This window comes from Methanoculleus frigidifontis (assembly GCF_030464345.1).
Lineage (GTDB): Archaea > Halobacteriota > Methanomicrobia > Methanomicrobiales > Methanoculleaceae > Methanoculleus_A > Methanoculleus_A frigidifontis.
The window spans coordinates 204,944-219,128 of the sequence record NZ_VCYH01000003.1 but is presented as its reverse complement, the minus strand read 5'-3'; the positions used below and the strand labels follow the sequence as shown (position 1 = coordinate 219,128).

Annotated in this window: 13 protein-coding genes; 6 read left to right on the top strand and 7 right to left on the bottom strand. The window is 60.6% G+C overall.

Annotated features, from left to right (window positions below; all coding sequences use genetic code 11):
- Nucleotides 1-130 precede the first annotated feature (130 nt).
- From FGU65_RS05900 to FGU65_RS05890, 3 genes are all read left to right on the top strand, one after another.
- Complete coding sequence (locus tag FGU65_RS05900) at nt 131-562, top strand: ATP-binding protein (protein ID WP_301663501.1); 432 nt, start codon at nt 131-133, stop codon at nt 560-562.
- 38 nt (nt 563-600) lie between these two features.
- A complete protein-coding gene (locus tag FGU65_RS05895; protein ID WP_301663500.1) occupies nt 601-912 on the top strand; it encodes a hypothetical protein in 312 nt (103 codons plus the stop codon).
- A gap of 104 nt (nt 913-1,016) precedes the next feature.
- Nucleotides 1,017-1,496 (top strand): universal stress protein, encoded by a 480-nt coding sequence (locus tag FGU65_RS05890; RefSeq protein ID WP_301663499.1) that lies wholly within the window; start codon nt 1,017-1,019, stop codon nt 1,494-1,496.
- A gap of 621 nt (nt 1,497-2,117) precedes the next feature.
- Here FGU65_RS05890 and FGU65_RS05885 read toward each other — a convergent pair.
- Together FGU65_RS05885 and htpX are read right to left on the bottom strand one after the other, a co-directional pair.
- Nucleotides 2,118-3,416, bottom strand: a complete 1,299-nt coding sequence (locus FGU65_RS05885) for a hemolysin family protein (RefSeq protein WP_301663498.1) — start codon at nt 3,414-3,416, stop codon at nt 2,118-2,120.
- A gap of 436 nt (nt 3,417-3,852) precedes the next feature.
- Complete coding sequence (htpX, locus tag FGU65_RS05880) at nt 3,853-4,737, bottom strand: zinc metalloprotease HtpX (protein ID WP_301663497.1); 885 nt, start codon at nt 4,735-4,737, stop codon at nt 3,853-3,855.
- Nucleotides 4,738-5,183: 446 nt separating this feature from the next.
- Here htpX and FGU65_RS05875 point away from each other — a divergent pair, with 446 nt between their 5' ends.
- Both FGU65_RS05875 and FGU65_RS05870 read left to right on the top strand, forming a co-directional pair.
- A complete protein-coding gene (locus tag FGU65_RS05875; RefSeq protein ID WP_301663496.1) occupies nt 5,184-6,050 on the top strand; it encodes an ATP-binding protein in 867 nt (288 codons plus the stop codon).
- Between the two features lie 38 nt (nt 6,051-6,088).
- On the top strand, nt 6,089-6,439 hold the full coding sequence (locus FGU65_RS05870; RefSeq protein ID WP_301663495.1) for a hypothetical protein: 351 nt from the start codon (nt 6,089-6,091) through the stop codon (nt 6,437-6,439).
- Between the two features lie 247 nt (nt 6,440-6,686).
- On the opposite strand, the gene FGU65_RS05865 is transcribed toward FGU65_RS05870, so the two are convergent.
- From FGU65_RS05865 to FGU65_RS05850, 4 genes are all read right to left on the bottom strand, one after another.
- On the bottom strand, nt 6,687-6,884 hold the full coding sequence (locus tag FGU65_RS05865) for a type II toxin-antitoxin system HicA family toxin (protein ID WP_301663494.1): 198 nt from the start codon (nt 6,882-6,884) through the stop codon (nt 6,687-6,689).
- A gap of 21 nt (nt 6,885-6,905) precedes the next feature.
- Nucleotides 6,906-7,118 (bottom strand): type II toxin-antitoxin system HicB family antitoxin, encoded by a 213-nt coding sequence (locus tag FGU65_RS05860; protein ID WP_301663493.1) that lies wholly within the window; start codon nt 7,116-7,118, stop codon nt 6,906-6,908.
- 244 nt (nt 7,119-7,362) lie between these two features.
- Nucleotides 7,363-7,917, bottom strand: coding sequence for a Cdc6/Cdc18 family protein (locus tag FGU65_RS05855; protein WP_301663492.1), 555 nt, complete (start codon nt 7,915-7,917; stop codon nt 7,363-7,365).
- A gap of 109 nt (nt 7,918-8,026) precedes the next feature.
- Entirely contained in the window at nt 8,027-8,455 is a 429-nt protein-coding gene (locus FGU65_RS05850; protein ID WP_301663491.1) for a universal stress protein, read from the bottom strand.
- Nucleotides 8,456-8,717: 262 nt separating this feature from the next.
- Here FGU65_RS05850 and FGU65_RS05845 point away from each other — a divergent pair, with 262 nt between their 5' ends.
- Nucleotides 8,718-10,160: a SulP family inorganic anion transporter gene (locus FGU65_RS05845; RefSeq protein ID WP_301663490.1), complete on the top strand. Its 1,443-nt coding sequence runs from the start codon at nt 8,718-8,720 to the stop codon at nt 10,158-10,160.
- A 2-nt stretch (nt 10,161-10,162) separates the two neighbouring features.
- Here FGU65_RS05845 and FGU65_RS05840 read toward each other — a convergent pair whose 3' ends face one another.
- A complete protein-coding gene (locus FGU65_RS05840; protein WP_301663489.1) occupies nt 10,163-12,775 on the bottom strand; it encodes a DEAD/DEAH box helicase family protein in 2,613 nt (870 codons plus the stop codon).
- Nucleotides 12,776-14,185 lie beyond the last annotated feature (1,410 nt).

The following is a 14,185-nucleotide window of genomic DNA, read 5'->3' as shown; positions in this document are numbered from 1 at the left end:
GTTGCAAACGAAAAAATCGAAAATGGAAATGTATCGAGAGATCTGAAATTCCCTGACGTATCGAAGAGTTCGATCGCGAAAAGTGTTTGCAACCATGTTTGCAACCCCCTTTGCAACCCTATGTACAACCATGTTGCAACCGGCATCCGGCCGCTGCCCGGGCTGCTCGATCACCGGACCTTCGAGCGGGCGCGCGTGGAGCTCGGCCGGTGCACGGTCTGCGATACGGGAAGGCAATCTATCGCCCCTGCCGTCCCTGACGCTCGAGAAACTCCGGCAGGCCCACGGGTCGGTGCCGGGCAACCCGCTCCTCGCCGAGCCGATGTACCTGACCGGCTACATCGAGCGGATGGGCACGGGGACGCGGGACATGATCCGCCGGTGCACCGAGGCAGGCCTCCCGGAGCCGGAGTTTGGCGTCAGTGACGGCTTTCCAGACGATCATTCGCCGGCTCCCGGACAGGGCTGCAGCCAGAGGTATAGCCAGTGTCTGCTTAATGCGCCCTCCGGCAGGCGACAGAATCCATATCCCGCCCCTCCAGCCCGCGGGGATAAATGCTAACCTTTTTGCCGGGCTGTTTTCCATATTCACGTGACACCATGCCCGCCCCGCCCGAGATCGTCGATCTGGTCAAGCGGTTTGACCAGTACTCTGCAAAGTATACGTCTCCCTCCTACAACGAGTTCCAGGTCAGGAAAGAGTTCATCGATCGCTTCTTCGAGGCCCTTGGCTGGGACGTGAACAACCGCTCGGGGCTCGACGAGCGCTACAAGGACGTGATCCACGAGGATACCGTCCAGGTGGAGAAGTCCACCAAAGCACCGGACTACTCGTTCCGGATCGGCGGGATGCGGAAGTTCTTCGTCGAGGCAAAGAAGCCTGCCGGGATCACAAGGACGCCCCCTGCTTGAGGGAGACCGATAACCGGGGATTGAGGCAGGTCTGCCCGGCGACCCGGCTTTCCCCGACGCGAGGGCAGCTCTTAATACAGTAGGGGTAAGAGGGATACTGTAGGATGGCAAAGACGTTGTTTGAGCGGGTTCTCTTTCCGACGGATTTCTCGGCGTTATCAGAAAAAACATTTGAACTGGTTACGCGACTGCGTCATTGCGGGACAATGGACGTTATCATCATGCACGTCATTGACGAGCGGGACACTATTACGATAGCACGCGGAGGATCCGCCTACCTCGGATCGGTGTCCACCTATGAGAAAAAGCCGCAGAAGTGGCTTCGAGAAGATCTGGGCGAGAACATGCGGGCAGTCCAGAAGAAGGCCAAACAGGCGAGACTGCAGGTATCGATCAGAATGCCTGTCGGTTCGCCCGGAGAGCAGATCGTCAGCATCGCCGATGAAGAACACGTCTCCCTCATCGTCATCGGATCGCACGGAAAGAGCAACATCCAGAAGGTGCTGCTGGGATCCGTCTCCGACTACGTGATCAAGCACGCCTCACAGCCGGTGATGGTCGTGAAGCGGGGTCAGGCAGGATGACTCTGCTCTTGTGACCGGCGTATGAGCGGTATCGCACCTTCCGGCATAATGCCCTATGGAACTGCTCAGATCTTGCAGAAGATCAGTGCAGTATGGCGACCTGATAGAAGTTCGCGGCTGAAGACATCCCCTGCCAGATCGGACCGTGCGAGTGATTGCTCCCGCCGATACCCCGGCTGCGGATATCCCGGTTCTTATCAACGATCGAAGACCTCAAGCGCATTGTCGCCGAACTCCGTAAAAGACGCTCGATCGAAGCGAGGGAAGCCGGTCGCGGGGCCTGATGCGATGCGGGCGGCGGTGCAAGCGTGTGTGCAGCAGATGGTAAGATCCGGATGCGGTTATTCTGCGAAGCCCGCTCCACAGCCAGCGTGGGCTTTACGAGCGAGGACTTGTTTGTCTGGTTCGATGAACACCCGTTCACGTTCACTCGTCCGCGTTCCGCTCGTTTCTCGCTCATTGCACTCCGGTCTGCCTCACATGCCTCCCTTCTTTTCCCGTTCGGTTTCTGTTTAAGATGCGTATCTGCTCCAGACCCGTCGCGATGTTCCGGTGTCAGCGGCGAGTATCTTCCCGCTTCGCGAGATCTCCGCCGCTGTGCACGGATCACGTCTCTAACGCTCACTGATTAATCCTTCGTACCAGCACCTTGTCGATCCGGCTGCCATCCATATCCACGACTTCATAGCGCAATCCATCGGCTTCGATGCGATCACCCGTTTTTGGTATTCTCTGCATGATGAGCATAATCAGCCCGGCAATAGTCCGGTAGTGTCCTTCTTCCTCTCCCGGAAAAGAGTCCACGGACAGGGTATCCTTGAGATCCTCAACAGGAACGTCCCCGTTGATAAGCCAGGAACCATCCTCCCGCACGACAACCGGTATATCCGCCGGCTCGCCAAGAGTTCGGACATCGCCCACGATCGCTTCAAGGATATCGTGCAGGGAAATGATACCCTGTATGCACCCGTATTCATCCGTGACCAGGGCAATATGCACGCCGGTTTCCTTGAATAATTCGAGGAGTTTTAAGACTGTGATCGCTTCCGGGACGAAGAGCGGTTTTGTTACCGATGCATTGATATCCGGGATGCCGCTGTCCACCATCTTCGCCAGAACATCCTTTACAGAGACCATGCCAACAATCGTATCCAGGTTCCCCTTGAATGCCGGAAAGTTTGATCGACCGCTATCAATCATTTTCCGAAGATTCTCCTCAGCGGAATCATCCAGATCAAGTGCGATTAGATCGGAGCGGTGTATCATCAGGGATTCGACACGGCGGTCATCGAGATCGAACACACCTTCGACCATGCTCAGTTCGGCCTTCTCGAAGATCCCGGCTTCCGTACCTCTCGTGAGCAGAATCTTAATCTCCTCTTCTGTTACCGGGGGTTCAGCAGACTCCTTGACCCGCATGACCCGGAGAATGGTTTCGGTTGAATACGTAAGAATGATCACCAGCGGCGCTGCTATGCGAGAAAGGAGCCGCATCGGTTTTGCGACGATGGAGGCAATCTCATCAGCTTTATTGAGCGCAAGGCGTTTTGGGACGAGTTCTCCGAAGATTAAGGTCAGGTAGGTGATCACGAGAACCACAAGGGCGATGCCCAAGAGACCGCTGTAAGGTGCAAGTGCCGGGAATTGATTGAGGTAGCCCGTGAGGCTTGCTGCTACCGTTGCTCCTCCGAATGCGCCGGCAAAGATACCTACAAGGGTAATCCCGATCTGTATTGTCGAGAGAAACGGTGTTGGTTCATCCATCAGTTCAAGTGCGGCTGCTGCCCGCGTATCTCCTTCGCCTGCCCGTTGCTGGAGACGGGTCTTTTTGGCAGAAACGATAGCAAATTCTGACATGGCAAAGATGCCGTTCAGCACGATCAGAACGAGGACGATGATGATCTCAACGATATACGACATTTAACGGATAGAGTATCTCGCGGTTAAAATTTAAAGTTGCTGCTCAGATCTCATCCTGATATCTTGTTATTATGGGGGTTAAACAGGGATTTGGGACTTAAGGGGCTCCCAAAAAGATGAGTATTCCTTCGCACTGATACACCGTTGCGGTTGCCCCTGTGACCCGGCACGATGATCTGCGACTTCTGGGTGCCACACCTGGAGCGATGCTCTGCAGAAAGAGGGTTTCACGATTCCCTTCGCCACCCTTGAGGATGAAACTCCTGCAAACAAACACCGGGACGTTCCGGGGTGAAGAGGGAGCATGTTTGGTCAGAGAATATACTTCACCGTGAAGTATACCCTCCTGGTGGTAACGGCAGATTCGAAGGGACGCCGTTTCTCCCACTACCGCTCACTTTTTAAAAATTCACAATGCAGGAACAGCAAAAAGAGGTTATTTTCGGCGGAGTTCCGCCTCCACGCGTTCAAGGTTTGCGATCCGCTTTTCGAGCGGGGGGTGGGTTGAGAGGAGCTCCAGTAGGGAGTTTTTCGAGACTGCGGGAATAATGAAGAATGCATTCGCTCCCTCGACCTGTGCCTTGTACTGCGCAGGTACCACATCCATCCGTCCGCTTATTTTGTTGAGGGCGGCTATCAGTGCTCGCGGATTCTTCGTGATGAGTGCGCTGCCGCGATCTGCTGCAAACTCGCGGTATCGTGAGAGTGCAAGGATGAGCAGCGTACTGATCGCATAGACAGCGATCGACACTATCCAGACAATCATCCCGCTGTTCCCTTCTTCGCTATCATGCCCGCCGAATAATGCAGAGAAGAAGAAACTCTGCATGATCAGCGACGTGATCATCGCAATGAAACTGGCCATGGTCAGGGTCAGGATATCGCGGTTCTTTACGTGGGCGAGCTCGTGCGCAAGGACTGCTTCTAACTCATCCTTGTTGAGCAGCTGCATGATCGAATCCGTGCAGGCAACGACTGCATGTTTCGGGCTCCTGCCGGTAGCAAACGCGTTCGGTACCGGGCTCTGCATGATCGCAATCCTCGGCTTGGGGAGGTCTGCTTCTCTGCAGAGCTTCTCTACGGTCCGGTGGAGGTCGGGATACTCGCCATCTTCGAGGATACGTGCCCCGGTCGACCAGAGCACCAGCTTATCCGAGAAGAAGTACTGGACTAATCCCATGCCCACGGCTAAGAGAACGATCAGCCAGTAACCGGCGCCGAATGCCAGCAGCACTGTCATAAGCACAAGGTAGAGGATGAACAGCAAGAACATCGTCAGCCATACTCTACCCGTAAGGCCCCAGTCACGTTTCCATTCCATAATTAGTACTGTTTCAATGCTGGAAATATAAAGGTATTGAGATGTATAACCGAAACAGGCTTGAATATGGACATTTTTAGCGGAGGAGATCTCGCCAGATGGTGTTTGTGCCGATACCCCGGGGGCAGAAGTATACCTGGATATCGCGCCGGGGGTGTGGTCTTCAGGTTTGAGAAACCTGCATGGGCAGACGGATGGCATACTACGGCATCGAAGTGTCCACTTCCGGCGTTGCACTACTGTGTTGCACAATTCCATCAGCGGATAACAGTACCCGTATTACCGTTGTGCAGCTGCTCAGACCGCCATGGTAACCAGCATGTTGTAGCAGTTCATTTTTATCATGACCTCCCGGAACATGCTCTCGTGACGTTGCCCACACTCCTTCCCCGAAGATCCGTTTGATGCCGGAGAAGTTCCCTTTGATCTTCCATCACATGCTGTAGGTGGTTATCCACGACCACCTCGATAGCCACCCGAAGATGCGTGCCCTCATCGGCAGGGCGGAGGCGGGGCTGATCCGGAAGCGGTTTACCGCCCCGTTGGAGCTGGTCGCCGGACTCTATGCGGCGCTCGTCGGGTACCTCGAGGAGAAGCAGCTCATCCGCTCCGGCCCCTTCGACGCGGCCTCGTGCACGAAGGCGGCGCCCGACCACCTTGACCCGGAGCGGATGGCATGGTTCATCCGCACGGCCAGGAGGACTCGCCGGTTCCCCCTCGCCGAGGATGCCTCTCCCACCGAACTGCTGGAGCACCTGAACCTGCTCGATGACGGACAGGTGACGAACGCGGCGGTGGACTTCGTCCTCAGCAAGATCGCCCTCTCGGTCTGCACCCGCGAGGCCGGGCCGCAGGCGCCGGTACGCTTGCGAGATCCCAAAGGAGGTGGTGGCGGAGGCAGTCGTCAACGCCGTCGCCCACCGCGACTACACAAGCACCGGCAGCGTGCAGGTGCTCTCTTTTCGGACCGTCTGGAGGTCTGGAACCCCGGCAGGCTCCCGCCGTCCCTGACGCTCGAGAAACTCCGGCAGGCCCACGGGTCGGTGCCGGGCAACCCGCTCCTCGCCGAGCCGATGTACCTGACCGGCTACATCGAGCGGATGGGCACGGGGACGCGGGACATGATCCGCCGGTGCACCGAGGCAGGCCTCCCGGAGCCGGAGTTTGGCGTCAGTGACGGCTTTCCAGACGATCATTCGCCGGCTCCCGGACAGGGCTGCAGCCAGAGGTATAGCCAGTGTCTGCTTAATGCGCCCTCCGGCAGGCGACAGAATCCATATCCCGCCCCTCCAGCCCGCGGGGATAAATGCTAACCTTTTTGCCGGGCTGTTTTCCATATTCACGTGACACCATGCCCGCCCCGCCCGAGATCGTCGATCTGGTCAAGCGGTTTGACCAGTACTCTGCAAAGTATACGTCTCCCTCCTACAACGAGTTCCAGGTCAGGAAAGAGTTCATCGATCGCTTCTTCGAGGCCCTTGGCCGGGACGTGAACAACCGCTCGGGGCTCGACGAGCGCTACAAGGACGTGATCCACGAGGATACCGTCCAGGTGGAGAAGTCCACCAAAGCACCGGACTACTCATTCCGGATCGGCGGGATGCGGAAGTTCTTCGTCGAGGCGAAGAAACCTGCCGTGAACCTCAAGGAAAACCCGGAGCCGGCCTACCAGGTGCGCCGGAAAGCAATCGGATACAGTTGAATTCGAGTTTTTGAACGTGCTGCCCACACTCATCCTCGAATCTCAACGGGGGATGAAATACCAGAATCCATGGGGATGTACATGGAGTATCGACAAGGATGATGCGATAGAGTTTGAGCAAAAGGGCTACGGAAAAATCGTAAAACGGAACTGAAGCGGATGGTCTTTGATACACCGTCCACCGGCACGAGAACCGAGTCCGTGGCGTGGCTTGCGGCCGACGCGAAGACTCCCCCTTGTTACCCCTTCAAAGATACCGGGCAAAATCGTCGGGATCGATCCTCGCCAGTTTCAGGACGCTGCGAAGTGTGCCGATCTTCAATTCATTGTGCAGCGGGACGACCGTGCCCACCTTCCCGTCGGGCGTCGTCTTTGAAAGGCGCACATGGCTCCCCGATTGCCCGGTCACGACAAACCCGTACCGTTTTGAGAGTATCTTTATCACCGTCTCGCCCGAGACGGGTTTTCAGCCCGCGGCACCCTCGGCCACCTCAAACGTCGTGATGATCGGCCTCCTTCCGCCATCCAGCGGGAATTCTTCCAGGTAGAGCTCCGTTGCTTCCTTGAGGTTGGCCACCGCCTCCTCCACCGTCCGGCCCTGGCTGACGGTGCCGACCTCCGGGCACTCCGCTACGTACATATCCTCTTCCATGTAGAGCACGGCCGTGAACGTCCTCATGATCTCACCAATAGAATAGCATCTCTCTTCGGGGTGATACTACTGACCGAAACATATCCCGGCGATCATCGCACCACCCTTGAAAAGGTTACAACGCGGGTTCAAACCCGCAAGGCTCCCTCTCCCCCACACACCGCCACCACCAACGCCCTCTCATGCCAGAGCACGATATCCCGCGTCCATCCCCCCTTCGTTCCGGTGCTGCATATCGATCAGCCGCATCTCGTCGAGCTTCTTAAGCCGGTTAAAGAAACTCGAATACGAGAGCTGCATCCGCTCCTTCGCCGACCGGAAGACCTCGCCGGAGCAGCCGCTTCTCGGCCGCCGAGAGCGTCCGCACCGTGCAGGCGAGGTGCACGTAACGCGAATGCTCGTACGCGGCGCAGACGTCCTCGCGGCGGACCTCCTTCCTGCCGACCGCCTCCGCGAGCAGCACCGACCACTTGATCAGGTCGAGCCCCACCCGGAGGTCCCAGGGCGCAATCGTCTGCGTCACCACGAAGTCGAGCATCTCCGCGGAGAGCACACCCGGGTAGAGGCCCTGCACCGCCCGCTCCTTCAGGATGGCGCACATTTCTCCGGCCGTGTAGGGGTCGAAGGAGATCTCCGCCGGCTGGAAGACCGACGTCACGCAGGCGTCGAGCTCCGCCTTCAGGTCGCGGTGCACATCCGAGAGCGTCGCGATCACGCCCATCCGGGTGCCCGGATACTCCTCGTACGTCCGGATCAGAGTGTAGAGCACGCCGTTCAAGGTCTCCGCGTCCTGCAGGTAGTTGATATCGTCCAGGCAGAACGCCATACGCCGGGCCCGGCGGATATGCCGGTTGACACCATGGCAACATTGCGGACATTGTCATTCCGGCCACCGCCGCGTCCGGATCGGGCACAGCGGAAAAAGAGACGCCTCTCTACCGGACGATCATCACCGGGCAGTCGGCGGTCTGGGCGATCTTCTGGCTGACGCTGCCCATCACCGCCCCGCGGATGGCGCCGAGCCCCCGGCTCCCGATGACGATCAGGTCGGCGTTCTCTTTTTTCGCGGCAGCGAGGATCTCCGCGACCGGCTCGCCGAGCGCGACCTTCAGGGTATAGGAAAGCCCCGCCGCCTCGAGCCGGTCGAGCGTCCCGGACACCGCCTGCCGGGCATCCTCCTCGAGGAGGGTATGGACGTCGAAGTTCGCCCGGACCAGCCGGGACTGCGCCGGCGGCGCGGTGGCGACGTGCACCACCACGACCGTCGCCGGGTGGGCGAGTTCCCCCACAAGGTCGACTGCGGCCTCCGTTGCCCGGCGGGCGTTCTCCGAACCGTCAGTAGCGAGCAGAATCGTGCGAAACATACCAGAATCCTCCAATAAACCGGCGTGCCTACCATACACATCCGGCATCTGCCGGAAGCGGTACGACACCGCAGACGCGGGTTCCCCCAATGGTTTACGCTCACACAATATAGGCATGCCGATGGCTGAGGCGCACCGCCTGCCTGCTTCTTGGGAAAACCTTCAAGTTCCCGGCCGGAGAAATGAATAACCACTCGCGGCACCCGCCGCACGCTTCTCCCCTCCGACTACGTTGACTCGAGGATCTCTTGTGAATTTGAACGTGCAGTTAGATATGGACGCGCTGAAGAAAGCGTGGCTCTCCAACGTCCGGGGCGACACCCTCGCCGGGATGACCGTAGCCCTCGCCCTCATCCCGGAGGCGATCGCCTTCTCCATCATCGCCGGCGTCGATCCCATGGTCGGGCTCTACGCCTCGTTCTGCATCGCCGTCGTGATCGCGTTTGCCGGCGGCAGGCCCGGGATGATCTCCGCCGCCACCGGGGCGATGGCGCTTGTCATGGTCGTGCTCGTCCGCGACCACGGGCTCGAATACCTCCTGGCGGCGACGATCCTCACCGGCGTCCTCCAGTTCGCCCTCGGCCTCTTCAACGTCGGCCGGTTCATATCGTTCGTCCCCTACTCCGTCGTCCTCGGATTCGTCAACTCCCTGGCCATCCTGATCTTCCTCGCCCAGGTGCCGTTCCTCATCGGCGCACCGCTCGCGGTGTACGCGATGGTCGGGGCAACGCTCGCCATCATCTATCTCCTCCCCCGGCTGACGAAGGCCGTCCCGTCGTCGCTCGTCGCCATCGTCGTGCTCACGGCCGCCGCCATCGCCTCCGGCGTCGAGGTCCTCACCGTCGGTGACCTCGGGTCGATCACCCGGGCGCTCCCCATCTTCCACCTTCCCGCCGTGCCGCTCACCCTCGATACGCTGCTGATCATCCTCCCCTACTCCCTGACGCTCGTCATTGTCGGGCTGCTCGAGTCGCTCCTGACGGCATCGATCGTCGACGAGATGACCGACACGGAGAGCGACAAAGACCGCGAGGTCCGGGGGCAGGGGCTTGCAAACTGCGTCGCCGGGTTCTTCGGCGGGATGGCGGGCTGCGCGATGATCGGCCAGTCGGTCATCAACGTCAGGTCCGGTGGGACCGGCAGGCTCTCGACCCTCGTCGCCGGGCTTTTTTTGATCTTTCTCATCATCGCGCTCGGTGATATCGTCGCGCAGATACCGATGGCGGCGCTCGTCGGCGTCATGATCGTCGTTGCTATCGGGACGTTCGAATGGCAGTCGATCCGGGACATCCGCAAGATCCCGGCGGGCGACGCTGCCGTGATGCTTCTGACGATCGCGATCGTCGTCGCCACGCACGATCTCGCAAAAGGGGTTCTCGCCGGCGTCGTTCTCGCCGCCCTGATCTTCGGGTGGAAGATATCGGTCATCGCGGCGCCGGCCAGTATCCGGGACGACGGCGTCAAGGTCTACACCGTGAGAGGGCAGCTCTTCTTCGGCACGATGCGGGCGTTCATCGGGCTCTTCGACTACGCCGGCGACCCGGAACGGGTGCGGATCGACTTCAGCCACTCCCACGTCTGGGACCACTCGGCCGTCGAGGCGATCGCCCGCGTCGTCCACAAGTACCAGCAGCAGGGCAAATCGGTGTACGTCATCGGCTTAAACCCGGAGAGCCAGGAGACGCTGGATAAGGGGTTTTCGTAACCCTAACTGCCCTTCATCGCGTCGAGCGCAGTCCGGGCGGCCTTCCGCACGGCGGGCTCGCGGTCTTTAAGCACCCGCGTCAGGGAGAGGCGGGCACGCGGATCGCCGATCCTCCCGAGCGCGAGAGCGGCCCGGGCACGGATCTCCGGGCGGCGGCGGTCGGCGAGGCTGCGGAGGAGCGGGTCGACAGCCCGTGTATCGCCGATCGCCCCCAACACCTCGATGGCACGGGCAGCCGCCTGGTCGCGGGGCGACGTGATCAGGGGAACCAGCAGCGGGACGGCTGGCGACCCGATCTCCGTGAGCCGCCGGCGGGCAGCCCGCTCCTGCGCCGGGGTCGCCGCCCGTTCCAGCGCCCTGACGTGCTTCTCCACAGGGAACGTTCTGTCGTCCCGATCTGCGGGGAGTTCTGCAGGCACCGCGTTCTGTGGAGCGGCCGTAGCGAGGCCGGTCAGGAGCACGTCACGGAGAGCCTGTGGGTCGCGGGCGGCAAGGACGAGGAGCCAGTACATGCCGGGCAGGCACGCCGCCTCGCCGGTCCGGCAGGCGCTCTTCGCCAGCGCATACCATGCCTCGTCGGTGAGCGGCGCGGTGCAGGATGCGAGCGAACCGGCGAGATCGCGGCGGAGGCGCTCCGGGATAGCATCGAGGATCGCGTCGACCCGGACAGTGCCGAAGTCGTCCGTCGCAACGGAGCGGCGGCTTTTGAGGTAGTCGCGGACGGTCGCCTCGCTCCGCAGGCAGAGCCCGGCGACGCCCTCTTCCTCCTCTTCGTCCGGCGCCTGCAGAACCGGCACCTCCAGCAGGAGGGCGGTGTCCCGGATCCAGGCGAGATCGCTCTGGTAGGCGAACGCATCTTCCGCGTCGACGTAGGCCTGCGGCAGGGCGACGAAGTGGTGGAAGATCGGCTCTTTTCCCGGCCGTTTCCGGAGGATCCTGCCCATCCGCTGCACAAGTTGCAGCCGTGTCTTCGCGGATGCGACGTTGATCCCGATCTCTGCATCCGGAACGTCGATACCCTCGTCGAGCATCTTCGGTGCGATCAGGACACCGGCTTTCGCCTTCCGGAACCGGTCGAGGGAACGCTGCACCTCGTTTCGCGGTATCCCGGAGTGGACGCGGTAGGCGTCCACCGTACCTTTGAGGGCGGTGTAGATGGCGTCGCAGGTTGCGATATCCATCGAAAAAACAATGCACTTCTTCGTTGCCCCGAGGCGGCGGGCGAGGGCGATCGCCCGGCTTGTCTTCGGCGCCGACCGGTGGACGATCATGCGCCGCTGGTAAACGAGGCCGACGAGCCGGTACCACGCCTCCGGCACCTCGCTCGTCCGGTACCGGAGCTGCCGCATCAGGCCAACGAAATCCCCGAGACTCTCGAACCGGTCGAAGCGGCCGTTCGAGAGCCGCCGGACGATCTCGCAGTGGCGGCTGTTGATATGGCTGAGATCGCGGGCGATCTGCTCGGATAGTTCGCGGAACTCATCGTTCTCCCGGACGTCCAGGTAGGTCGTATGGAGGCGGAGTGAAAACGACGGAATAACCGCACCCTCCCGGGCATCTTTGAGGGTGAACGTGTAGGCGGTCGGGCCGAGGGCGCGATCGAGCGGCTGGCGGCGTTCCGCTCCCTCGACCGTCGCAGAAAGACCCATCTTCCACTTCACGGGGATGGAGAGAGCCTTTCGGAACGCCAGTCCGGCGCTGTGGTGCACCTCGTCGACGATCAGGAGGTCTGCCGGATAGCGGTGCGGGGCGCGATAGACCTTCTGGAGCGTCTCGAACCGGATCGTGAACCGGTCGCCGTAGGAGAGCGGCACCGTATAGTCGGTGTCGGTGCTGCCGGATACCCCGAGTTTTTCGATCGCCTCCCGCCGCCACTGGTTCAGCAGGGCGCGGGAATGGGCGAGCACCAGCACCTCGAGGCGGCCGTGCACCCCATAGAGTTTCAGGGCGGCGGCGAGACCCACGAGCGTTTTGCCGGTCGCCGTCGCCATCTCGAGGATACCTCTGCCGCCGGCACGCAGCCAGGCCTCGAGCGCCTGCTGCTGGTGCGGCCAGAGGGGGTAGAGAAGGACCGGCCGTGCGGCGAGGTCGGCAAGGAGATCGCTCTCCCCGAGCCGCGCGGCGAACGCGTCCGCAGTGCCCGCATCCCGAAGCCGGGTAAAAAGTTCCATCGCAAAGAGGCCGCTTCCGACCGCAAAGAGGGTCGCTGCCTCGTCCACCGTCGCCGGGGCGCACCCGGTCTCGAGGCAGATCTTCTTGAGGATAGCGATCTTCTGGCTCTCCGTGAAGGGGTGGAGCGCCCGGTAGCAGGCGTGGCGGAACCGGGTAAAATCAGCGAGGTTGGCATCGGCATGGCGGCCGGTGAAGAGTATCTGTGCGGTCTCTGCGACGTAGCGCTCCAGGCGTTCGTAGTGATCCCCACTCTGGTCGAGCCGGAGCACGAAAAGGCCGTCCCGGCGGAGGGAGTTTTCGTAGTAGTTCAGCAGTTCTTCGTCCGCTATACCGAGCGCGGCGGCTGGCGGGAGCGGGTCGAGGACGCGGGTGCGGAAGGAATCAAACGTATACCGATCGGGGTCCGAGAGGTACTCTCTCTCGTGGGGCTTGAGTCGTCGCATGGCTCTCTCTCCGGGAAAGCGGTCTCTGATAATCACATCGTGCACCGGTTTTCCGCGCACGCCGGAGAGCGTCGTCTGCCGGCAGGCGCCCGATTTCGTACGACCCGTCACCGTGCGGAACGTGCGGTGCATGCGTGCTTCCAAGGTCCTGGTTGTTCCGCGAAAACAGCAGGATCTGGTGTGACCCGACGGCTGCTGCAGAAGGCTGCAGCCAGATGTCGATAGCCCGATACGCATACCCTGCGATCAGCAGCGTCCGGGACGAAGGGTCTTACATCCCGCCAGGTGTGACACCCTGAAGGAACAGGTTTTTCGGGGAATTTCTGCCGTGTGCATTCGGGATGCCTCCTGTCCGGAACACTCTCCGGGCAACGGATACGGCAGGCCGTTGCCGGTGCGCTGGTGATGATCTCTACCCGCATCGCGTTAAAAGTTACTCCGCCGGGTCGTGGAGAAAGACCGGAGGCACCGATCTCCGGAAGAGATTTGTCGCCCAACCGTCCGGCGAGGTCTCCTCCGGTCACGTTCAGCCGCGGCGCGGGTCCGGATCACGAGCTGCCAGAGCGACACCATCCGGATCACGGTGCGAGCGCCTCCGGCGGACGGCGTGCCAGGGCTTGGGTGAGAGGACATGCCCTCTCTCCGTCCTGAAATACGGGTAAATCAGGGTTATTTTTCGATTTGAACGAAGGTTGCAGATGTCGGATTGGGGTTCTGGAAATAATCGTCATATCGCGCCCCGATTGCCGCAAAACGGCAGGATCATACGGCCGTATCGGCGATATGCGGCTGAGTAATTTTCGCAGGATGGCTGGTATGGGTCGGCCCGAGATCGGCCTTCTGTGGGCTTCTGTGAGGGTCGCTTTTTCGGCGGATTCGGCCGGAATTGCTGGTATTTAAGGAGTGCTTAACCGAAACGGCACGGAAGGCCCCCTCCCTCATCCATGGGGAGATGCCGATTCAGAAACAGCCGCCCTCTCACCCCCAGCCAAGGCCGTACGCCAGCACGACGACCAGCACCGCCATAATACCGTTCCGGAGCGCCGTCGAGATCTAGAGATCGTATGCCGGCCAGGTCGACAGCAAAACCACATGTTACAGAAGAACGCCCTCCATACCGCACAGAGCCCTCCTCCCCTGCCGGACGAGGTCTGGATTCAGCGCTGTACGCGCAATCGCGCACTCGCTACACCGGTAGTGGTGGGAGTACCGAAACATATCCTCACAGAGACCGATCCATCACCTGATAGGGACAGCCTTGTTCCGTGACTGGAACCTGAACGAAAGCAGTCATATCACGCAAGACGTATCGGGCGATCATGGAGGAGGCAGAACGATTCCTTCGTCTTTGGACGAAGCTGCCCTGCCCAATTCGGATTGAAAAAATGGGGAGTTGTCAGAGTCACGGTC